Here is a 20,775-nt window from a genome sequence, read left to right on the forward strand (position 1 = left end):
TGAAAAACATTCTTCGCGATATCCAGACCGATTATGCTAACTTCCAACACGGACGCCTCCTCTAGTGGTGTGACAACACCTCCACTATGGCACATCGATGCCGCCGGGGGGCGTCCACCCCATCACCTCAACGCCACCGTCCCCTACCCCCTCCGATCGAGCCGTTCGCTCAAATCTTCGACCTTCTCGACCAGGTCGGCGATGCGCATGCGGTCGATCTTTTCGTGCAGGCGCATGATTTCCAGTTCGGCGCGCAGGTTGATTTCATAGTCGAGCCGGGCCGACAGCCGGTCCTTCGCCGCCTGCCGGTTCTGGCTCATCATGATCACCGGCGCCTGGATCGCCGCGAGCATCGAGAGCATCAGATTGAGGAAGATATAGGGATAGGGATCGAAGACGAGCCCCGCACGCGCAAGGACGCTCGAATTGAGCAGCATCCACGCGACGAGCACGACGCCGAAGGCGATGATGAAACCCCATGAACCGCCGACCGCCGCCACCCGGTCGGCCAGCCGGTCGCCGAAGCTCGCTTCCTCGTCGTCGATCTCGCCCGCGTTGCGGCTGGTCGGTGCGCGTTCGGCGATGGCGCAGATGACGCGCTGTTCCTGTTCGTCGAGTTCGTTGAACGCGCGCCCGAGCAGGCGCAGCGCCATGTCCGCGATCCGGGCTTCGTCATTCATGACGATCAGCCGATCCAGCGCCAGATGCCCGCGGCCATATAGCCGAGCGCGCCATGCCCCCAGGTCGCCGCGAGCCACAGCAGGATGCCGCCGAACAGCGCATGGCCGCGCGGGATCGCATCGCCCCACGGCGCCGCCCCCGCAACCTGGCGCCCGAACGGTAAGAAGCTCGTCCGCGCCGCCCAGTGGCGCCACGCATCACCCATCAACCGCGCCTTCTTCGCATCCTGCCCCGCCGATCCGACGAGCGCGAGGAAGGCGATCGTTGCCGACAGCAGCAACTGCGCGCCCGTCGGCATGACGAGCGCGTGGGCGAACGCCCACAGCGCAAAGCCCCACATCATCGGATGACGGGTAATCGCGAAAACCCCGCGCGGCGCCCCCTGGGCGGCGAACGCCGCCTTCGGCGACGGCAGCGCCGGATTGCCGATCAATGACCCCATGAACAGGATGCTCGCAAAGAGGACGATCAGCGTTGCGAGCGCCCAGAGCGGATCGTCGACCGTCCACAGCGGCGGTTCGGGCGGCATCGCGCGCCACGCCTGAACGAGCGGAATGAACGTGGCGAAGGCCACGATCGAATAGACGATCTGGAACCCCCGCTCGCCGAGCCGACTGGCCAGCCCGTCGCGCAGCGGGTGCGACAGGAGGAGGTGCGAGCCGACGAATAGCACCGCGGTTGCGATCAACAGCGACATGGGGTTCATCGGCTCGCCTCCTTCATCTCGCGGCGCGCTCAGCCTCTCTGGCGCTTACCGGTCATAGGCCTTGGGCAATGCACCTTCTTGCGGCGTCGCATAGCGATCGCGCAAGCGGTCATGTCGCGTCACGAGCGATTGGCGCTTGCCGTCGATCCACACCGCGGTCGGCCGGCTGCCGAGTTCGAGCGGATCATTGTCCCAGATCACGACGTCGCCGACGCGCCCGGCGCGCAGCGATCCGATCGTGCCGTCCATGCCGACCGCCCGCGCGGGGGCGCTGGTGATCGCGGCGAACGCCTGATCCCAGCTCAGCCCGCTGGCGCCCGGCAGCTTTGTCAGCGCGACCAGGTTGCCGGCATATTGCGTGGTATAGCCCATCTTGTGCGCGTCATCGTCGTCGAACACGCCAACCGAAACATCGACGCCGGCGGCTTCGAGCCGCCCGGCATTCGATTGCGTCGCGCCCAGCCGTTCGAAGCTCGCGGGGAGGTCGCTCAGCGGCGAGACCAGCACCGGCACCTTCGCCGCAGCGATGTCCCGGGCGACAAGCCAGCCCTCGGTCGCGCCAACGAGAACAAGTTTCAGCGCCGGAAATTCGCCCTTCAGTTTCAGCACGTTCAATATGTCGGCGGCGCGATCGACGCGCACGAACAGCGGGGTCGTGCCGTTGATCACGCGGACCAGTGCGTCGGCGTCGGCGCGCTGGATCAGCGCGTCGCTGCCCCATTCGGCAAGCGTCGCGGGATTGCGGGCATAGCTGCGCGCCGCCAGCAATTGTTCGCGGAACATCAGGAAGGTCGCCGCGCGGCTTCCCCCCGCGTTCGACGATCCGCCCTCGCCGAATTCGATGAACTGCAGCGCGCGCGGGCGCGTCACCATGTCATTGTCGTCGCCCAGATCGACGACCGCCCCTTGGCCCGCGAACAGCCCGCTGCTGTCGCCCGGCGCAACGATCGCGCGGGTGACGCCGGCGGCGCGGTTGACCGCGACGGGCGAGCCCATCGGGTTGAGCGCGGGCGCGATGTCGATACCCGCCGAAAAGCGCGAACGACGCGCCGAGCGGTCGTTGCTGCCCTGCACGGCATCGACCTCGACCAGTCCGACGCGGCTGAACGCCGCGACGATGCCGGGCGTTACCCAATGGCCGCCGGCGTCAACGCGCTCGATCCCTGCGGGGACCGCAACGCCCGCGCCGGCGGCGACGATCTTGCCGCCGCGCACGACGACTGTGCCGCCCTCGATCGGGGCGCTGCCGTCGCCGATGACGAGCCGCGCGTTGGTGATCGCAACATCCTGTGCCGCGACCGGGGCCGCGATCAGCGCGGCGGCGGAAAGCAGAAGCGCGCGCATCATTTCACATCTCCCTCGCCGGGCTGCCCCAGCTCGAAATCGCTCACCGGTCGCCGCTTGGGATCGGTCGCGTCAAACATCAGCGCGCCGTCGATCCAGACCTTTTCGGGCCGCGTATAGACGCTGAACGGGTTGCCGTTCCACAGCACGACGTCGGCCATCTTGCCCGGCTTCAGACTGCCGGTCTTGTCGGCGATGCCCAGCGCCTTGGCGGGATTGTACGACAGCCAGGTCCACGCCTGTTCGTCGCTGATCTGCATCCCCATGCGCCGCCCGGCGGCAAGTCCCTTCGCCGCTTCCTGGTTCAGGCGCTGGATCTGGTTTTCGTCGTCCGAATGGACGATCGTGCAGGCGCCAGCCTTGTAAACAAGCGCAATATTTTCGGGCACCGAGTCATAGGCTTCCATCTTGAAGCCCCACCAGTCGGCCCAGATGGCGGCACAAATGCCTTCCTTCGCCAGCACGTCGGCGATCTTGTAGGCTTCGACCGCATGGTGGAACGCCGACACCTTATATCCGAACTCGTGGCTCATATCGATGACCTGCGCCATTTCGTCGGCGCGGTAGCAATGGTTCTGAACCAGGATTTCGCCCGACAGCACGCCGGCGAGCGTTTCCATCGCCAGATCGCGATCGACCGGCTTTCCTTCGTCGAGCTTCTTCTTATAGGCTGCGGCCTTGGCCCAGGTCGCACGATCGACCGCGAAATTGCCCATGCGGGTCGAGGGCATGCGCCCCTTGCTGCCATAGACGCGCTTCGGATTCTCGCCGCACGCCATCTTCATACCATAGGGGGCACCGGGGAATTTCATCCCCTGCACCGTGCGCGCCGGAACATTTTTGAGCACGACCGAGCGGCCGCCGATCAGATTGGCGCTGCCCGGCAGAATCTGGAGGCTCGTCACCCCGCCATTGGCGAGCGCACGGCTGAAGCCCGGATCCTGCGGCCAGACGCTATGCTCGGCCCAGACTTCGGGCGTCGTCGGGCTGGTCGCCTCATTCCCGTCCGAATGCGCATCGACCGACGGGCTGGGATAGACGCCGAGGTGGCTGTGGATATCGATCACGCCGGGGGTGAGATATTTGCCGCTGCCGTCGACGACGTCATAACCCGCGGGGGTCGCCGTATCAGGGCCGCCGATGCTCACCACCTTGCCGTCGGCAAACAGCGCGACGCCATTGTCGATGCGGCCGCCTTCGCCGTCGAAGATCGTCACGCCGCGCACCGCCGTCGGGCGGCCTGCATAGGCGTGATAGGTCGACGGATAGGGATCCTTGTTGAACTTCTCCGGCTTTTCGGCGCTCGCGGCGGGCTTGTCGCCCGCCGACTGCGCCGAGGTGCCCGACGCCGCGCAACCCGCGAACGCCAGCGAAACGGCAGCCAGCAGACTGCCCTTCACGCCCCTGATCATGTGCTTATGCCCCCTTCGGTTCGGGATGCGTCCCCGCCGCTTGCGGTTCGGCAAGTTCGCCAGCTCCGGCAACGCTGTCGTCGCGGTCGCGCAGCGTGTCGAGGTGCATCCACTTCTTCACGATAGGCGACAGCGCCAGCACGACGACGCTGACGCCGATCGTGATGATGCCGATTTCCTGATAGATGGCGAGCGTCGCCTCCTTGGTCATGTCGCCGCTTTCGCCGCCGGTCGCTTCCCCGATCTTGCCCGCGACGAAATTGCCGACCGCGGTCATGTAGAACCAGGCGCCCATGATGAGCGAGGCCATGAACGACGGCGCAAGGCGGTTCATCGCGCTCAGCCCCACCGGCGACAGGCACAGCTCGCCGGTCGTGTGGAGAAGATAGAGCAGGAAGACGAACAGGACAGGCGTCGCGACCTCGGGTCCGACGCTGCTCGCGCCCCACACGAAGACGAGGAAGCCCGCCCCGACCTGCGCGAGCGCCAGCGCGAACTTCGCCGGCGCCGAGGGTTCGAGCCCGCGCTTGCCCAGCCACTGCCACAGCGCCGCAAAGACCGGCGCGAAGAGGATGATGTAGATGGGGTTGATCGACTGGAACACCGATGCGGGAACACCGCCCTTGTCGACATAGCGGTCGGTGTAGAGGTTGAAGCTGCCGCCAGCCTGTTCGAACAGACCCCAGAACAGCGGGTTGAGCGCGATCAGGAATAGAATGGCGAAAATGCGTTCGCGCGGTTCCTTCTCGAGCTTGAAGGCCTGGAACAGCACCCAGCCGAGCAGTCCGAGGCCCGAAATGACGAGCAACGTCTGGATCACATCCTGATACTGGACGAGCGCCCACATCACGCCGACGGCGACAAGGCCGACGCCATAGATGCTCCACTCCTTGGATTTCGCGAGCGGTGCGGGTGCCTCGCCGGCGCCGAGCAGGACATTCTTGCCGAGCACGAAGACGATCAGGCCGGCGACCATGCCGATGCCGGCAAGACCGAAGCCATAGGCCCAGCCGATCTTCTGGCCGAGATAGCCGACGAGGATCGTGCCGAGCGCCGCGCCGACGTTAATCCCCATGTAGAAGATGGTGTAGGCCGCATCGCGGCGCATGTCGGTCAGGCGATAGAGCTGGCCGACCATCACCGAGATATTGGCCTTGAGGAAACCCGAGCCGACGATGATGAGCGCGAGCGCGAGCCAGAAGATGTTGATCGCGGGATCGGCCTGCTTCGTCGCGGCATCGGTGATGCCGTGATCGCCCTCGAAGGCCATGAACAAATGGCCGAAGGCGAGGAGCACACCGCCGAACAGCACCGCCTTGCGCTGCCCCAGATAGCGATCCGCAAGATATCCGCCGAGCACGGGGGTGATATAGACGAGCGCGGTATAGGCGCCGTAGATCAGGTTCGATTTGCCGTCCGAAAACAGCCAATGCTGCGTCAGGTAGAAGATCAGCAGCGCGCGCATGCCGTAGTAGGAGAAGCGTTCCCACATCTCGGCAAAGAACAGCATGTAGAGGCCCTTGGGATGGCCGGCGAATTCAGGTTTCTTGCTGGCGGCGACCAAAGCGCCGATGCTCAAAAAGACCCCCAGGATGACCAGCGCGATAACCGCGATCCAGTCCCCCTCGTCCCATAAGGCCATATTTTTCATCTATATGCGTCCCTTTTCCCGGATGGTTTTGCCGCGGACTTCTGCCGCGCGAATGGGGCAACCTAGCGCGAAAATTGCGTATGGGAAGAATCTAATTGCGCATGAAACCAAAGCGCCCGGCGCGGCGGGGTTGCGCGGATGCGGGCGAGACGCCACATGGCGCGCGATGTTCAACGACACCTCTTCGCTGAAAAGCCACCTCGCCACGCGCCGCTCGGGCAAGGCGCGCGACATGGTCGTCCCTGGGCCCGACGCGGACGAATTGCGCGCGATCATCGAACTCGCGCTGCGCACGCCCGATCATGGCAAGCTCGCCCCCTGGCGCATCATCACGATCGCGCCCGAACAGCGCGATGCCTTTGCCGCGCTGCTCAAGCAGGCATGGGTTGCCGAAAATCCCGGCGCGGCCGGCATGGATCTCTCTGCGCTCGACCAGTTTGCGCATCAGGCGCCGACGCTGCTGCTCCTCGTCTCGGCGCCCATCGCGGGCAGCAAGATCCCGCTGTGGGAACAGCAGATGTCGGCGGGAGCAGTCGGCATGAACCTGCTCCACGCCGCGCACGCCCACGGCTATGTCGGCAGCTGGCTCACCGGCTGGGCGGCGTTCAGCCCGAACGTCGGCGCCGCATTCGGGCTGCGCGAAGGCGACGCGATCGTCGGCTATTTCTTTATCGGCACCCCCGGCGCCGACCTGTCGGAACGCCCGCGTCCATATTATGACGAAATCGTCAGCGCCTGGGACATTTAGTGTCGCCTAATATCAGCAGAAACTAATTTTCTTCAATTGACTGTGCTGCTGTCTTATGGCATTAAGGCGGCATGCTCGATCAGACCAAACCCGTTTATCAACGGCTTCGTGACGTGATCGCCAATGCGATTCTCGACGGCACCTTTCGCGATGGCGACATGCTCCCGTCGGTCCGGTCGCTCGCTGCCGAGGAAGGCGCCAACCCGCTGACCGTCGCCAAAGCCTATCAGACCTTTCAGGACGAAGGTCTGGTCACGGTGAAGCGCGGGGTCGGCATGTTCGTCGCCGAGGGTGCGACCGATCGCCTGCGCACGCTGATGCGCGAAGATTTCCTGACCAACGTCTGGCCGCCGGTCGCCGAGCAGATGCGCCGCATCGGCCTCGACGCGCGGACGCTGCTCGACCTCACCGACGCCTGATCGCCTTTCCCGAACGCGACGAGCGGGGCCGCTGCGCCGCCGCTGCGCGAAGACACGATGCTGCGTCAGCCCTTTCCACTGACGCCGCCACCTGCTAGGCGCCCGGCGCCATGTCCCAGAACCACCCAGACCGCCGCACCTTCGCCATCATCTCGCACCCCGACGCGGGCAAGACGACGCTGACCGAAAAGCTGCTCGTTGCGGGCGGCGCCATCCATATGGCGGGCGAGGTCAAGGCACGCGGACAGGCGCGGCGCGCCCGCTCCGACTGGATGAAGATCGAACAGCAGCGCGGCATTTCGGTGACCTCGTCGGTGATGACCTTCGAACATCAGGGCCTTGTCTTCAACCTGCTCGACACGCCGGGGCACGAGGATTTCAGCGAGGACACCTATCGCACGCTCACCGCGGTCGATAGCGCGGTGATGGTGATCGACGCCGCCAAGGGGATCGAACCGCAGACGCTCAAGCTGTTCGAGGTGTGCCGCCTGCGCTCGGTGCCGATCATCACCTTCATCAACAAGGTCGACCGCGAAGGCCAGTCGCCCTTCGAACTGCTCGACGAGGTCGCCGACCGGCTGGCGCTCGACGTCTGTCCGATGAACTGGCCGGTCGGGATGGGCGGCACCTTCTCGGGCCTCTATGATCTGGTCGAACCGTCGCTCGCGGTCCCCGGCAAGGAAGCCTCGCGGGCGTTCGAGGGCGAACGGATCGCGCTCACCGGCCATGACGATCCGAAGCTGGCGGCGGCGGTCGATTCGCGTGCGCTCGATCAGTTCAACGAAGAAATCGAGCTCGCCTCCGCGGGCTATGCGTCCTTCGACGTTGACGCCTATCGGAACGGCGACCTCACCCCCGTCTATTTCGGCTCCGCGCTCAAGGAATTCGGCGTCGTCGATCTGCTCGCCGGGCTCGCGGCGCATGCGCCGGGACCGCAGCCGCAGCCTGCCGAACCCGCGCCGGTACGCCCCGACGACGATGCCGTCACCGGCTTCGTCTTCAAGGTACAGGCGAATATGAACCCCGCGCACCGCGACCGCATCGCCTTCATGCGCCTGTGTTCGGGCAAGTTCGAGCGCGGGATGCGACTGACGCAGGGCGGCACCGGCAAGGCGATCGCGATCAGCCGCCCGATGCTTTTCCTCGCGCAGGACCGCGAAATGGCCGAAGAAGCCTGGCCCGGCGACATCATCGGCATCCCCAACCACGGAACGCTGCGCGTCGGCGACACCCTCTCCGAACGCAGCGACGTGATGATCACCGGCCTGCCGAACTTCGCCCCCGAAATCCTGCGCCGCGTCGCGCTCGTCGATCCCACCAAGACCAAACAGCTCCGCAAGGCGCTCGACGACATGGCCGAAGAAGGGATCATCCAGGTCTTCTATCCGGAGATCGGGGCCAACATGATCGTGGGCGTCGTCGGCCAGCTCCAGCTCGACGTGCTGATCAGTCGGCTCGAGGCCGAATATAAGGTCGAGGCAAAGCTCGAGGCCAGCCCGTGGGATACCGCGCGCTGGATCGCCAGCGATGACGCCGCCGCGCTCAAGCAGTTCCAAGCCGACAATCGCGGCGCCGCCGCCACCGACCGTGACGGCGCGCCGGTCTTCATGGCCAAGGATGCGTGGGAAGTCGGCTATGTGACGCAGCGCAATCCGTCAATCCGCTTCACCGCTACCAAGGAACGGGTGTTCGCACCGGCCCAATAATCTCGCCGCCCCCGCGAAGGCTGGGGCGACCTACATCAGAGCAGGCTCAGCAAATCTGCGGGCGCAGCGGCCGTGTCGCTCTCCTCTTCCTCGCCCTCGAACTTGCTCAGCGTCACGCCGAGCAGCCGGATCCCCTGCTCGACCGGCAGCAAGGGGGCAAGGATCGCCTCCCCCGCCGCGAGCAGCGCCGCCCCGTCGGCGATCGGCGCCGCCACCGACTTCGCGCGCGTGATCGTGCGAAAGTCGGCATAGCGCAGCTTCAGCGTCACCGTCCGTCCGCGCGCGCCCTTCTTCGCCGCCCGGTCCCATACCACGGTGCAAACATGGGCGAGCGCCTCGCGAATTTCGGTGTCGCTGACCAGATCGTTGAAGAAGGTCCGCTCACCGCCGAGGGACTTGAGCGGCCGGTTCGATCGCACACGGCGATGGTCCACCCCGCGCGCCAGATTATAGAGCCATTCGGCGCTATTGCCGAAATGTGCCGCCAGCCACGCGCGGTCCTGCGCCGCGAGATCGGCGCCCGAAAAGATGCCGAGCCCTTCCATCTTCGCGGCGGTCACGGGGCCGATGCCATGGAACCGCCGGATCGACAGCGTCTGGACGAACGCCGCGCCTTTCCCCGGCGGAATCACCGTCATCCCATCGGGCTTGTTCTGATCAGACGCCAGCTTGGCGATGAACTTGTTGTACGACACGCCTGCCGACGCGGTCAGGCCGGTTTCGGCGCGGATGCGTTCCCGGATCAGCCGCGCGGTCGCCGTCGCGCTGCCCAGTTCCGCCTTGTCGCGCGTCACGTCGAGATAGGCTTCGTCGAGCGACAGCGGTTCGACATCGTCGGCGTAGTCGTGAAAGATTGCGCGGATCTGATGCGATATCGCGCGATAGGCGTCGAACCGCGGCGGCACGAAAATCAGCTCGGGACACTGGCGCTTCGCGGTGATGCTCGGCATCGCCGACCGGACGCCGAATTTGCGCGCTTCATAGGATGCGGCGGCGACCACCCCGCGCCGCGAAGATCCGCCGACCGCGACGGGCTTGCCGCGCAGCGCCGGATCGTCGCGCTGCTCGACCGAGGCGTAAAAGGCGTCCATGTCGACATGGATGATTTTGCGAACCGGCGCCTCGCCGCCGTCCGCTTCACTGTCGCCGGTCTCGCTCACACGCCGATTCCTAGCATGTTGCCACGATGTTCTCAATCACCGCTGCGCGTTCCGCTTGACGACCCCGCCCCAAACTGGCAATCGCGCGCACCTTGGCGAAGCGGGTATAGCATAGTGGTAATGCTCTAGCCTTCCAAGCTAGCTAGGCGGGTTCGATTCCCGCTACCCGCTCCAACCTCCCCTGCATCACCGCCCGATCTGATCGGCCTTGTCGCGCAGGTCGGCTGCCGCCTGATCCTTCTCCCGCCGTTCGAGAAGATCGGCATAGAGCCGCATGATGTCGGCGTTCAGCGGCTGCAGGCGATAGGCGAGCGCGATCATCGGCAGTGCGCGGGCGTCGTCGCCCTTTGCTGCCCAGGCGCGCGCCAGTTCGCGCAGGATGACCACGTCGCGGTTGCCGATCCGTTGCCGCACCCGGTCGAAATGGGCGATCGCCTGATCCCAATGCCGCAAGTCCATCGCCAGATGCCCCGCCAGCCGTTCGGCGGCGAGGCTCGATGGCTGGCGATTGCGCAGCGCGAGGATCGCCGCGCCCGATCCCGCCGGATCGCCCGAGCGATAGAGCGCGTTGGCGAGCCGCAGCGTCGTGCGCTCCCCCGCGTCGAGGTCGCGCGCGGCACGATAGGCGGCGATGGCAAGATCATAGCGCTCGCCCGCCAGCGCCGCGTCGCCGAGCAGGATATGCGCGTCGGCGACGCCGCGATTGGCGTCGCGCAGCCGCGTCGCGCGCGCGATGGCCCGGGCATATTGGCCGCTTGCCATGTCGGCCGCGATCGCCGGGATCGCCTTTGCCGGATCGAGCGGGGCGGCATCGGCCGCCATCGCGACCAGGCCATAGTCGTTATCGACCGCAAAGGGTCCAGCCTCGCCGCGCGCCAGGCTGGCGGCGCGCGCCTGATAATCCGCAGATACGCCGCCTCGGCCTTCTTCGGCAGCGACGCGTGCAGCAAGCAGCAGCGACCAGCTATCGGCATCGCCGCGATCGACGATCGGTTGCAGCGCCGCCATCGCGCCGTCGTCGTCGCCATCGGCCCAGTTCGCCGCGGCCAGCACGCGCCGCGCGGTGAAATTGTCGGGCTGTTCGGCAAGCAGCCGCTCGGCCCAGCTCGCGCCGACTGCCTCGCCGCCCAGTTGCAGCTCGACGATGGCGCTTAGCAGCATGAAGCCCGGTTCGTCGTCCATCTGCCCGCGTGTGCGCTGGAGCAGGCTGCGCGCGAGCTGATAATCGTCGGCGCGCGCCGCGAGCACTGCCTGCAGATAATAGATCCGCGGATCGCCGGGGATCAGCGTCGCAGCGTGGCGCAACGCGACCAGCATGTCGCGATAGCGGCCGATATCGCCGAGCGTCGCGGCCTGATCGATCAGCGCCCCGGCATTGTCGGGATCGGCGGCGAGCGCCGCGTCGTACCAGCGCAGCGATGCGCGCAGCCCCTCCTCGGTGCGGACGAGATTGGCCTTGAGTGCCAGCGCTGCGCTGTTCGTTCCATCGAGTTCGATCGCATAGTCGGCCGCATCGCGGGCGCCCTTGATATCGGCATTGGCATTGCGGAAGCGCGCGACATCGACCCACAGCATCGAATCGCGGGGCAGTTCGCGCACCGCGCGGTCATAGGCGTCGCGCGCCGACGCAAGGTCGCCATTGTCCAGATGGACGTTGCCCGCGACCCACGCCGCCTCGCCCATCATTTCGGGCGCGATCGGACCGCCGTCGAGTTCTTCGAAGGCGCGGCGACCGTCGCCCTGCATCGCATAGGCGCGCGCGAGCAGCGGGCGCAGCACGGCGCGATTGCCGCCCGCATCGATCGTCGCCTTGACCGCGGCCTCGGCCGCCACTCCGTCGCCGAGCCGGAACAATATGCGGATCAGCCGGATGCGCGGTTCGAACGATTGCGGATCGTCGGCAACCGCCCGTTGCAGTTCGGCGCGGCGCTCCTGCAGGTCGGCGCGCGAACCCGGCGGCTGCGGCGCGGCGCAGCCGGCGAGCGCCGACGCCGCGACCAGCACGGCCAGCCAAGGCCCGCGCCATGCCATTCAGGCCTGAATCCGATATTGCTTGAGCAGGTCGTAAAGCGTCGGGCGACTGATCCCGAGCAATTTGGAGGCAAGCGAGATATTCCCCTCGCTTTGCGTCATCGCGCGGCGGATCGCCACGCGGTCGGCGGCTTCGCGCGCGCTGCGCAGATTGAGGTGGCTTTCCCCGGGCTCGTCGCCGCGCCCCGCCATGTCGAGATCGTCCTTCGTCACCAGCTTGCCGTCGGCCATGATGACCGCGCGCTTTATCCGGTTTTCCAGCTCGCGCACATTGCCCGGCCAGCGCGCCGCATCGATCGCCTGCAACGCGTCGGGGGCAAAGCCACGCACCGCCGGGTTCATTTCGGGCGCATATTTATGCAGGAAATGCCGTGCGAGCAGCACCGCGTCGCCCGGCCGTTCGGCGAGCGCGGGGATCTTCACCACCATTTCGGCGAGCCGGTAATAAAGGTCATCGCGGAAGGCACCTTGGGCGATCATCGCGTCGAGGTCGCGGTGCGTTGCGCAGACGATCCGCGTGTCGACCGCGATCGGCTTGCGGCCGCCGATGCGCTCGATCGTGCGCTCCTGCAGGAAGCGCAGCAGCTTCACCTGCAGCGGGAGCGGAATGTCGCCGACTTCGTCGAGGAACAGCGTGCCGCCGTGCGCCAGCTCGATCTTGCCCTCGGTGGTCTTGACCGCACCGGTGAACGCGCCCTTTTCATGCCCGAACAATTCGCTTTCGAGCAGATTTTCGGGGATGGCGGCGCAGTTGATCGCGACGAAAGCGCCGTCGCGCCGCCCGCTCGCCTCGTGCAGCCCGCGCGCGAGCAATTCCTTGCCCGTGCCGCTGGCGCCGAGCAGCATCACCGACACGTCTAGGTTGGCGACGCGCTCGATCGTGCGCGCGACCTTCTGCATTTCGGGCGCGCCGGTGATCATGCCGCCGAGGACGCGGTTGTCGCCCGTCCCTGCCTCGGCAAGCCGCGCATTTTCGACCTCAAGCGCGCGGACGTGAAAGGCGCGGCGGACGATCAGGCCCAGTTCGTCGATGTCGATCGGCTTCTGATAAAAATCCCAAGCCCCGCTTGCGATAGCGGCAAGGGCGCTGGAGCGCTCGCCATGCCCCGAAACGACGATCACCTTGGTATCGGGGCTCAGCTCGAGGATCGCCTGCAGGATGCGGAAGCCCTCGCGCGTTCCGTCGGGATCGGGCGGCAGGCCGAGGTCGAGCGTGACCACCGCCGGTTCCTCTGCGCGCAGCAGGTCGATCGCGCTGTCGTGGTCGCCCGCGACCAGCACCTCATAATCTTCATAGGCCCATTTGAGCTGCGTCTGCAGCCCCGGATCGTCCTCGACGACCAGCAGCTTCGGGCGGGGCGCGCCGGTGTCGCTCATTGATTTACCGCTTTCCTGTCGTCCTGATCGTCATTCACCGCGTCACGCCCGTCGGCGAGCGGCAGCCACAGCGAGAAATCGCTACCCTTGCCCGGCTCGCTCGTCACCTCGATCCGCCCGCCCATCGCCTGCGCCAGCCCCATCGCCTCGAACGCCCCCAGCCCGAAGCCGCCATCCTTGGTCGACACAAAGGGTTTGAACAGTTCGTCGCGGATGAAGGCGCGCGTCATGCCGCTGCCCTGGTCGATAACATCGATCCGCACCCGGCCCTGTTCGGCGACCGCGATCAGTTGCACCGGCGTATCGCACGGCGAGGCGTCGATGGCATTGGTGACGAGATGCTGGACGATCTGGCGGATCGACGCCGCATCGCCCCACGCCGTCAGCCCCGCCTGACACCCGACGAACAGCGCGCGGCGCGCGCGCACTTCGGCTGCGACGTGGTTGAGCACCGGCTCGATCAGGACGCGTCCGCGCTCGCCCGCGGGCCCGCGCCCGCGCGGCGACAGTCGTTCGAGCAGATCGGACAGGCGCCCCGCCGAAATGCGCAGCGTCTCGATCATGTCGGCACGAAACTCCGGCTTGTCGGCATGGCGCTCGGCATTGCGCGCGAGCAGCGACAATTGGCTCGCCAGATTCTTGATGTCGTGCATGATGAAGGCGAAGCGGCGGTTGAATTCGTCGAAGCGCTTGGCTTCCGACAGCGCCTGCTGCCCCTGCGCTTCGGCCAGATAGCTCGCCGCCTGCTGGCCCGCGATGCGCAGCACGTCGAGATCCTCCCAGTCGAGCGCGCGCGACACCGGCGGGCGGTGGAGCACCACGACCGCAATCATTCGCTGGAAATGCAGCACGGGCACCACCACCCACGCCCGCGGGTCGGAGAGCAGCCAGTCGGGAATCGCCAGATCCTCAGCCCCCTGCCGCTTGCCCGCGCGTTCGGCGTCGAGATCGACGATGTGCCGCGTTTCCTGAAGCATATAGGCCGATCGCGGCGACAGCGACGCATCGCCCTGCCCCTCGCCCTCGCCCGCGTCGGTCCAGCGCCACCGGTCGGCGGCCCGAAAGCCGCCCTGCCCGTCGGGTACCAGCAGCAGCGCGCCGGGACTGCCGGTCAGTTCGGCAAGCGCCTTGGCGACACGGCGGTGGAGATCGCCCCCATCCTCGCCCCCCTCCACGCCATCGCCCGCGCGTTCACCGAACTGGCCCAGCGTCGCGGTGAAGCGCAGCCATTCGGCGCGGTAATCATAGCGGTGCTCGAAGAAATGCTTGGAGATCATCACCGACAGCCAGGCACGCGTCGGCGCCGAGAGCAGCAGCAGCCCGCCGATACCCAGCGCCGCGATCAGGAAGATCCCCTGCGCCGCCTCTCCATAATCGCCGCCGATCAGCCGCGTGACCGCCCCGACGACGCCGATCAGCACCAGATAGGCGGCCGCCGCAAGCAGCAGCATCCCCCGTGCCGCGACGCTGCGCGACAGGCGGATACGCTCGCGCCCGACGTCCATCGCGGCGAGCACGAACAGCGGCAGGATCAACAGCGCGACCGCGGGAAGCAGCGCGATCAGCGTCGTCGCGCGGGTGCCGGTCAGCGCCCCGATGAACTGGATATTGAGCTCATAGGTCCACAGCATCGCGAAGCCGCCGGCGATTGCCAGCACCGGGGTGCGGATCGCGGCGCTCGCGCGGCGCACGCCGCCATCGACGACGATCAACCCGCCCGTCGCGACGATCATCGCCGAAATCGCAAGCGTCGGCGCCGCCCAGGATTCAGCCGCATCGCCGCCCTGCCAGATCGACAGCGCGCCGATACCGAACATCAGGAAACAGATGGTCAGCAGCAGTCGCTGAACCAGCCGCAACGGCCGCCCCATCGGCGCCGCCGCACTCCAGAAACTGGCGCCGAGCCATAGCAGGATCGCCGCATCGCGCAGCGGTTGCACGACGAGCGCGGCCGCACTGTCCGGCCCCGCGAGCCACAAGGCGCCGCACCACACGGCCATCGCCGCCGCCGCCGCAATCGTGGCGCGCGGTGCGGTGAGCAAGGCCGCCATGCGCGCGCGCGGCCGCACGAGCAGCCAGATCGCGGCACCCGAAAAGCCCAAGGTTCCAAGCCCGGCGAGCAAATGCGTAAGGCCGGCGAGAAGCGTCATCGTCAGCGCGCGCCCTCCGGCCACAGCACGACGCGCACCGTCTGGAGCAGGATCAGAAGATCGAGGAAGGGCGAATAATTCTTTGCATAATAAAGATCATATTCCAGCTTCACCCGCGCATCCTCGACCGACGCGCCATAGGGATAGTTGATCTGCGCCCAGCCGGTCAGGCCGGGCTTCACCATATGGCGTTCGGCATAATAGGGCAGCTGGCGCTCGAGTTCGTCGACGAAGCTCGGCCGTTCGGGGCGCGGGCCAACGAAGCTCATCTCGCCTTTCAGCACGCACCAGAGCTGCGGCAGTTCGTCGATGCGCAGCTTGCGGATGATGCGGCCGACGCGCGTGATGCGGGGGTCGTTTTCCGCCGCCCACACCGCCTTGCCCGCCGCTTCGGCATCGGTGCGCATCGAACGGATCTTCAAGATATTATAAGGTTCGCCGAACAAACCGACGCGCGGCTGGCGATAGAGGACCGGCCCCTTGCTATCGAGTTTCACGGCAAGCGCCGCGATCAGCGCGAGCGGCAGGCCGATCACCAGCACGATCAGGCTGGCAACGATATCGAACAGCCGTTTGCCGACCTTGGAGATGCGTTGCCCCGCCGAAAAACCGTCGGAAAAGATCAGAACGCTGGGGTTTGTCGTCGCCAGATCGACGCGGCCCGTTTCGCGTTCGATGAAGCTGGCGATGTCGTTGACATGCACGCCGGTGGTCTTGACGCGCAGCAGATCGGCGAGCGGCAGCGCATTGCGCCGCTCCTCCATCGCGAGCACGACCTCGCCCGCGCGCAGCGCAACGACATGGTCGGACAGGTTGGCGATCGCTTCGCGTGGGACCGCCTCGGCAATCGTGCGCTCGTTCCCGGTCATCGCAACGAAGCCGACGACGTCGATGCCGCTTCCCGGCGCCTCGGCAAGCGCGCGCAGCCGCGCCGCGCGCGCGCCGGCGCCCAGCACGAGGATGCGCCGCTTGAACGCATCGGCGCCCGCACTTTGCGTCAGTGCAAGCCGGATGAGAAACAGCGCCGCGATCGCCAATCCCATCGCGTAAAAGCTGTTGACGCGCCACAGCGTCGCGGTCGGCAGAAGAAAGCCCACCACCGAAAGGAAAATGACGCCCAGCGACACCGCAGCGAGCAGGCGCGCCGTCGCGAATTTCATCGATCGCAGCGCTTCGGCGCCATACATGCCGGTCGCCATCATCGCGAGCGAATTGGCGACGGCAAAGGTGGTGAGCGGCAACCAGCGATCGCCGAAGTCACCGGCATCGAAGCCGGCGATATGCGCATAAAGCGCCCACGCCGCGTTGGCAGACGCAAACAGCGCCGCAAATTCGAGCAATGCGAGCCAGACGACCGCGTGCGGGACATAATGTTTGAACAAACGGAACATGTTGCGCCTGGCCCTTTCGGGCTGACATCCTAAAGTCGAGGCGTGAAGTGTCGGTTAATTTTACACTCGCGCCGGACCCTATTCGGGGATGACCGCGCGACTGACAGAGGATAGAGCCAAGGAATGAGTATCGAAATTCAACCGATCATCCTGTGCGGCGGCGCGGGTACCCGCCTCTGGCCCGAATCGCGCGGTGATCGCGCCAAGCAATTCCTGCCGCTGACCGGCTCCGAAAGCCTGTTCCGGGAGACCGTCGCCCGCACCCCCGCCGGGGCGCATTTCACGCCGCCCGTGATCCTGTGCGGGACAGGCCATGTCGCGACCGTGCGCGACCAGATGGGCGATCATGAGGCCGCGCTGCTCGTCGAACCGATGCCGCGCAACACCGCCGCCGCCATCGCGCTTGCGGTGGCGCGCGCCGACGCCGACAGCTTGCTGCTCGTCATGCCCAGCGACCATATCATCGCCGACGTTTCCGCCTTCCACGCCGCCATCGCCAAGGGCGCGCATCTGGCGCAGCAGGACTGGCTCGTCACCTTCGGCATCGCCCCCGACCGCCCCGAAACCGGCTTCGGCTATATCGCCAGCGGCGCCGCGCTCGGCGACGATGGTTTCGCGGTCGCCCGCTTCGTGGAAAAACCGCCCCTGGCCGAGGCCGAACATATGCTGGCTGCAGGCGGTTATAGCTGGAACGCGGGCATTTTCCTGTTTCGCGCTGGCCGCATGCGCGATGCGATGCTCACCCATTGCCGCGCGATCTTCGAAGCCGCCGACCGCGCCGTCGCTGCGGGCCGATATGACGGCGACGCGCTCTATGCCGACGCCGACGCCTTTGCCGCCGCGCCCTCCGATTCGATCGACTATGCGGTGATGGAAAAGGACGACCGCGTCGCCGTCGTTCCCGTGGCGATGGGCTGGTCGGATCTCGGAAGTTGGCAGGCCGTCCACGCCCTCGCTGGCGGCAAGGATGCCGACGGCAACGCGGTCAGCGGCGACGCGTTCCTGCACGACAGCCACGGCAATCTTGTCCGTGCCGGCGGCAAGCGCGTGTCGCTCGTCGGGATGGAGGGCGTCGCGGTCATCGTCGACGGCGACGACATTCTCGTCATGCCGCTCGACCGCTCGCAAGACGTCCGCGCCGCCGCCAAGGCGCGCGGTTAGGGCGCGCCGCCCGCGACCTCCTCATCCGCGGGCAGGATATCGACCCGCGCCGCCAATATCCGGTGGCGCATCGCGTCCCAGTCGGCGAAGCGCCAGAAGGTCGGGCTGTCGCGTCCGACGATACGCGGATTATCTGCCGACGGCCCGATGGCGCGGTCGTGGAACGCGATTTCGGTCAGCGTCTCGCAATCGAAGAAGATGCGCACCATCACATCCTCAGCATAGTCGCCCGCGCTGCCCGTCACGACGCCCAGTTCGCCGCACGACAGCCGCACCAGCGTCCCGACCGGATAAATGCCCAGGCTGTCGGCGAATTGATCGAGCAGACGGCTATCGAAATGCCCTTGCCATTGCTGCATTTCGGTCAGCGCCTCGCACGGCGTCCACGGATCCTTGTAGGGACGCTCCGACGTCACCGCGTCATAGACATCGCAGATGGCACCCATCCGCGCGAACAGCGACAATGCCTCGCCCGACAGGCCATCGGGATAGCCGGCGCCATCGACTTTCTCATGGTGCCGCAGGCAGACTTCGAGCGCCGCCTCGGGAACATCCTTCGAATTGGCAAGCAATCGGTGGCCGGCGGCGGGATGCCCGCGCACCGAATCGCGCTCAAGATCCGACAGCGCCCCCGACTTGGTCAAAATATCGTCCGAAATCGCAATCTTTCCGACATCGTGAAGCAGTCCGGCGACGCCCAGATCCTGCACGACGCGCTCATCGAGTTCCAGATGCCGCGCGAAATTCATCATCAGCGCGCACACCGCCACCGAATGGAGATAGGTATATTGGTCCTTTTCCTTCAGGCGGACGAGATTGATCAACGCCTTGGGATCGCGTTCGATCGAGGCGCCGATCGATTTGGCGAGCGGCACCATCCGCCGGGCCTCGACCGCGCGGCCCAGCCGGGCCGTCTCGAACATTTCGCTGACCGCTTCGCGCGACCGTTCGATGGCGCGGCGCGCGCGGCGACATTCGGCGGCATAGCCCTTGCGCTGGCGCGGTTCGTCGCGCGGCGGCGGAGGCGGCGGCACCATGGGCTCGGGCCAGGCGATCGGCCGTGCCGCGGCACGCGACGGCTGGGGACGCGCAGGAAGCTTCGCCGCGACCGACTCGGGCCACGGCGCATCTGTCGCTTCATCGATGTCGCTGCGGCTCTTGTCGATGATCAGCGCGTCGATCGCGGAGGCGCGGATGCGCAGCAATTGTTCCATCGTTTCGACGCGAAAGTGCCGGCGCCAAAACGGGTGATCGAACCACGAGCCTTCAAAGCCGTGGACGAACATCCCGATCTGAGCCTCTTCGGGCTTTATCCGAACCAACATAACGCGCGGTCCCAACAGGTCCTTGGCATCCCCCCGATGCCAACCTCCGGCGCTACATAGATTTTCTTAAAAGCGGGTATATGCGCTGCCCCGTTTTGGGACGAAAACTCAATCGCCCGCAAAATCGAAGGCGCTCACGCCGCGTTCACCATCGCGAAAGCGCAGCGGGCGGCCGATCGGCGGCGCCGATCGCTGGACGCAGCCGGTCCGCGTGCAGCGACGACAACCAAGGCCGATCGGCGTCGCGGCGCTGCGCATCAGGTCCAGGCCGCGCGCGGCGATCAGCGGCGCCGCAACCTTGGCATCTACGCCCACGCACACCGCGAACCGTGCCGGCGTCCCGCCCCCCGTTGCGCCGGGTGCCGCCACGTTGCGGCTCTGCGTGAACCAGCGCGATCCGTCTTCCAGTTCGACCAGATCGGCGACCACCTCGCCGGGGCGCGCGAACGCTTCGTGGACGCCCCACAAGGGGCAGCGCGCATCGCCGTCGACGAGCGGCGACTGGCTCGCGCCGGCATAGCGCTTGCTCCCCTGCCCCGCGCGGTCGATGCGCAGCATGAAGAAGGGCAGCCCGCGCGCACCCACGCGCTGCAGCGTCGTCAACCGATGCGCCACCTGCTCGAAGCTCGCCCCGAAGCGGCGCTGCAGCAACAGCAGATCGTAACCCGTCGCATCACAGGCGCGCAGGAAGCGGCCATAGGGCATCATCAGCGCGCTCGCGAAATATTGGATCAGGTGCCGCTCGAACAGCCGCGCCGCTGCCGCTTCGGCAAATTCCGCGCCGGCAATCAGCGCATCGATCTCGTCCTTCGCCTCGATCTGCGCCAGCGTCGCCGCCGCCTGAAAGGTCCGGCTTGCCGGGCGCAGCAGTTCGTTCAGCATCAATTGCCGCGCATGCCAGTCGAGCCAGCGGAGCCGGTCGGGCATGACATCGGCGGGCAGGATGCGGATGCCGAGCTGGTGGCGCGTACGCAGCCGCTCCGAAATCGTGCCGTAAAGGTCGCCACCCGCAAGGCGCAATTCATCGGCCAGTTCCTCGGCGCGGGCGTCGAGGTCGGGGAAATGGTTGCGCCATTTCTCGATGGCGCGGCGCACCGCGGCCACTTCGGGGGCATCGCCCTCCACGTCCCCGCGCCCCTCTGGCGCCGCGTCGAACAGCCGTGCAAAGGCCGCGGCGGTCGCGGGCGCAGTCTGCAGCCATTCATCGACCTCCTGCGCGCCGATGCCGAGATCGGCGAAACGCGGATCGGCAAGCCGCCGCCGCAGGCCTGCAAGCCCGCCGGGCACGTCCTCGGCGCCCAATTTCGCGGCGTCGAAGCCGAAACGCTCGGCCAGGCGCACGATCACCGTCGCCGACAGCGGCCGCTGGCCATGCTCGATCAGGTTGAGATAGCTCGGCGAAATATCGAGCGCCTCGGCCATCGCCGCCTGCGTCATTGCCGCTTCACGCCGGACCTTGCGCACCGCCGGCCCTGCAAACACCCGCCGCTCCGCCATAATTGTAACTTTCTTT

At 66.6% G+C, this 20,775-nt stretch carries 16 protein-coding genes and 1 tRNA gene; 5 read left to right on the plus strand and 12 right to left on the minus strand.

Annotated elements, in window-relative coordinates:
* Window positions 1–143: 143 nt before the first annotated feature.
* The 5 genes from P1IM2_RS15510 to P1IM2_RS15530 are packed head-to-tail and all read right to left on the minus strand — an operon-like array spanning window position 144 to window position 5,794.
* A complete protein-coding gene (locus P1IM2_RS15510) occupies window positions 144–680 on the minus strand; it encodes a DUF1003 domain-containing protein (RefSeq protein WP_186402986.1) in 537 nt (178 codons plus the stop codon).
* 5 nt (window positions 681–685) lie between these two features.
* Entirely contained in the window at window positions 686–1,387 is a 702-nt protein-coding gene (locus P1IM2_RS15515; protein ID WP_186402987.1) for an NnrU family protein, read from the minus strand.
* 45 nt (window positions 1,388–1,432) lie between these two features.
* Window positions 1,433–2,734 (minus strand): amidohydrolase family protein, encoded by a 1,302-nt coding sequence (locus P1IM2_RS15520; protein ID WP_186402988.1) that lies wholly within the window; start codon window positions 2,732–2,734, stop codon window positions 1,433–1,435.
* Window positions 2,731–4,143, minus strand: a complete 1,413-nt coding sequence (locus P1IM2_RS15525; RefSeq protein ID WP_186402989.1) for an amidohydrolase — start codon at window positions 4,141–4,143, stop codon at window positions 2,731–2,733. The genes P1IM2_RS15520 and P1IM2_RS15525 overlap by 4 nt, the downstream gene beginning before the upstream one ends.
* 4 nt (window positions 4,144–4,147) lie before the next feature.
* On the minus strand, window positions 4,148–5,794 hold the full coding sequence (locus P1IM2_RS15530) for a peptide MFS transporter (protein ID WP_186402990.1): 1,647 nt from the start codon (window positions 5,792–5,794) through the stop codon (window positions 4,148–4,150).
* Between the two features lie 166 nt (window positions 5,795–5,960).
* Here P1IM2_RS15530 and P1IM2_RS15535 point away from each other — a divergent pair, with 166 nt between their 5' ends.
* The 3 genes from P1IM2_RS15535 to P1IM2_RS15545 all read left to right on the plus strand — a co-directional run bounded on the left by P1IM2_RS15535 (window position 5,961) and on the right by P1IM2_RS15545 (window position 8,667).
* Entirely contained in the window at window positions 5,961–6,542 is a 582-nt protein-coding gene (locus P1IM2_RS15535) for a nitroreductase (RefSeq protein ID WP_186402991.1), read from the plus strand.
* Between the two features lie 71 nt (window positions 6,543–6,613).
* Window positions 6,614–6,961 (plus strand): GntR family transcriptional regulator, encoded by a 348-nt coding sequence (locus P1IM2_RS15540; RefSeq protein ID WP_003043532.1) that lies wholly within the window; start codon window positions 6,614–6,616, stop codon window positions 6,959–6,961.
* A 110-nt stretch (window positions 6,962–7,071) separates the two neighbouring features.
* A complete protein-coding gene (locus P1IM2_RS15545; RefSeq protein WP_062764671.1) occupies window positions 7,072–8,667 on the plus strand; it encodes a peptide chain release factor 3 in 1,596 nt (531 codons plus the stop codon).
* A gap of 35 nt (window positions 8,668–8,702) precedes the next feature.
* Here the strand turns inward: P1IM2_RS15545 and dinB are convergent, their stop codons facing one another.
* Window positions 8,703–9,827, minus strand: coding sequence for a DNA polymerase IV (gene dinB / locus P1IM2_RS15550; protein ID WP_186402992.1), 1,125 nt, complete (start codon window positions 9,825–9,827; stop codon window positions 8,703–8,705).
* Window positions 9,828–9,927: 100 nt separating this feature from the next.
* Between dinB and P1IM2_RS15555 the strand changes: the two genes are divergently transcribed.
* Window positions 9,928–10,001, plus strand: a tRNA-Gly gene (locus tag P1IM2_RS15555).
* Between the two features lie 12 nt (window positions 10,002–10,013).
* Here the strand turns inward: P1IM2_RS15555 and P1IM2_RS15560 are convergent.
* The 4 genes from P1IM2_RS15560 to P1IM2_RS15575 are packed head-to-tail and all read right to left on the minus strand — an operon-like array spanning window position 10,014 to window position 16,776.
* Complete coding sequence (locus P1IM2_RS15560; protein ID WP_186402993.1) at window positions 10,014–11,858, minus strand: tetratricopeptide repeat protein; 1,845 nt, start codon at window positions 11,856–11,858, stop codon at window positions 10,014–10,016.
* Window positions 11,859–13,235: a PEP-CTERM-box response regulator transcription factor gene (prsR, locus tag P1IM2_RS15565; RefSeq protein WP_186402994.1), complete on the minus strand. Its 1,377-nt coding sequence runs from the start codon at window positions 13,233–13,235 to the stop codon at window positions 11,859–11,861.
* Window positions 13,232–15,385, minus strand: coding sequence for an XrtA/PEP-CTERM system histidine kinase PrsK (prsK, locus tag P1IM2_RS15570; protein ID WP_260834175.1), 2,154 nt, complete (start codon window positions 15,383–15,385; stop codon window positions 13,232–13,234). Before prsK ends, prsR begins: the two co-directional genes overlap by 4 nt.
* A 2-nt stretch (window positions 15,386–15,387) precedes the next feature.
* A complete protein-coding gene (locus tag P1IM2_RS15575; RefSeq protein ID WP_186402996.1) occupies window positions 15,388–16,776 on the minus strand; it encodes a TIGR03013 family XrtA/PEP-CTERM system glycosyltransferase in 1,389 nt (462 codons plus the stop codon).
* Window positions 16,777–16,899: 123 nt separating this feature from the next.
* On the opposite strand from P1IM2_RS15575, the gene P1IM2_RS15580 reads away from it, so the two are divergent.
* Window positions 16,900–17,937, plus strand: a complete 1,038-nt coding sequence (locus tag P1IM2_RS15580) for a mannose-1-phosphate guanylyltransferase (RefSeq protein ID WP_186402997.1) — start codon at window positions 16,900–16,902, stop codon at window positions 17,935–17,937.
* On the opposite strand, the gene P1IM2_RS15585 is transcribed toward P1IM2_RS15580, so the two are convergent.
* Together P1IM2_RS15585 and P1IM2_RS15590 are read right to left on the minus strand one after the other, a co-directional pair.
* Window positions 17,934–19,262 carry an HD-GYP domain-containing protein gene (locus tag P1IM2_RS15585; RefSeq protein WP_186402998.1) on the minus strand — a complete coding sequence of 443 codons (1,329 nt, stop codon included), beginning with the start codon at window positions 19,260–19,262 and terminating at the stop codon, window positions 17,934–17,936. The genes P1IM2_RS15580 and P1IM2_RS15585 overlap by 4 nt on opposite strands.
* 108 nt (window positions 19,263–19,370) lie before the next feature.
* Window positions 19,371–20,759 carry a short-chain fatty acyl-CoA regulator family protein gene (locus tag P1IM2_RS15590; RefSeq protein ID WP_186402999.1) on the minus strand — a complete coding sequence of 463 codons (1,389 nt, stop codon included), beginning with the start codon at window positions 20,757–20,759 and terminating at the stop codon, window positions 19,371–19,373.
* Between the last annotated feature and the right edge of the window lie 16 nt (window positions 20,760–20,775).

Source organism: Sphingopyxis sp. P1IMeth2 (assembly GCF_900185685.1).
GTDB classification, from domain to species: Bacteria; Pseudomonadota; Alphaproteobacteria; order Sphingomonadales; family Sphingomonadaceae; genus Sphingopyxis; species Sphingopyxis terrae_A.